Source organism: Pseudonocardia sp. D17 (assembly GCF_036984265.1).
Lineage (GTDB): Bacteria > Actinomycetota > Actinomycetes > Mycobacteriales > Pseudonocardiaceae > Pseudonocardia > Pseudonocardia benzenivorans.
In genome coordinates this window covers 1-1,153 of record NZ_BPRG01000096.1, presented here as the reverse complement: position 1 = coordinate 1,153, position 1,153 = coordinate 1, and the positions used below count along the sequence as shown (strand labels likewise).

General features: G+C 67.4%; 2 protein-coding genes. Both read right to left on the bottom strand.

The window, feature by feature from the left end; genetic code table 11:
- Positions 1-16: 16 nt before the first annotated feature.
- Positions 17-697 (bottom strand): zeta toxin family protein, encoded by a 681-nt coding sequence (locus PSD17_RS16350; RefSeq protein ID WP_339123324.1) that lies wholly within the window; start codon positions 695-697, stop codon positions 17-19.
- Positions 694-1,011 (bottom strand): hypothetical protein, encoded by a 318-nt coding sequence (locus tag PSD17_RS16345; RefSeq protein ID WP_339123322.1) that lies wholly within the window; start codon positions 1,009-1,011, stop codon positions 694-696. The genes PSD17_RS16350 and PSD17_RS16345 overlap by 4 nt, the downstream gene beginning before the upstream one ends.
- Between the last annotated feature and the right edge of the window lie 142 nt (positions 1,012-1,153).

The following is a 1,153-nucleotide window of genomic DNA, read 5'->3' as shown; positions in this document are numbered from 1 at the left end:
ACAGCCTCTCAGCCGATCACCGCAGCCGGGTTACAACGCCAACGTTCTCGATCGAGGCACTAGTTCGTGGGCGCGACGGTAGTTCGGGGAAGGCGTCGGTCAGACTCCGGCCGCGCCGCGACAGCAGCCGTACCCGGCCGCGGCGGTTCCACCAGGCACAGCCACGGAACCCGTCCAGCTTCGGCTGATAGACCCAGCCCGGACCATGAGGCGGCTCCGCGGCTGTTCTGAACCGCCAGGACAACGACAGCGACCTGTAGCCGGCGTCGCGGTACTTCGTGGCGGTGGCGACGAGGTAGTCCGGGTTCTGCGCGATCTCGTGCACGAGCGCGTTCAGTCGGTGCGCGCGGACGTAGTCCTGCACTTTCGCCATCCACGCACGACCGTCCGGCCCGATGGCCGCTGCCATGAGTGTGTCGTCGAGGCGAAGGATCTCCGCGTAGCGCGGGTGATAGGCCTTGTAGATGTCGCTGTCGACCTCGACGAACCCGCCGTCGCCGAAAACGTCCCGGATCTCATCGGCGGTGGCCGACTTTCCCGCACCGGGCTGACCGATGAGGAACACGACGATCGGCTGCTCCTGCGACGGGACCAGCTCCAGTTCGCTGGGAACGATGTCGCGCCGGAAGACACGGTCGTTGTCGTCCGCGGAAAGCTGGTAGGACCGGACGCTGCTCGACGCGTCGTCACCGCTCAACGCGACTGCGCCTGCAGTTCCGCGTCGAGCTCGGCGATGAGCTGCGTGTACCGCGCCCGGACCTCCGCCACCTGGTCGCGGTCGTAGGCACGCAGCCGGCGGCGCTCCGCCGCACACTGCTGCCGGGCCGCCGACCAGGCGTCCACGCGCTCAGCCCGTGGATTCGGCGAGCGCTGCTCGGAGGCCAGCAGCGAGGAGTAGCAGCCGATGGCGTGACTGATCGCCTCCTGAGCAGCCTCGAAGGCAGTGGATGCCGCCGAGTCCCACGCCCGCGGCCGCAGACGGCCGAGGAGGTCCTGCGCGGTCACCGTCATCCCTGCAATCACACCCCAGTCCTCAATACTCCACAGTGGATAATTACCAATCTACAACTATTACGCTCGGCGGTGTTCGTGGGCGAGGTCGGTGAAGCGGCTGTAGTGCAGCTGGTGCGCGACGGTGATCGTGCTGGTCGGG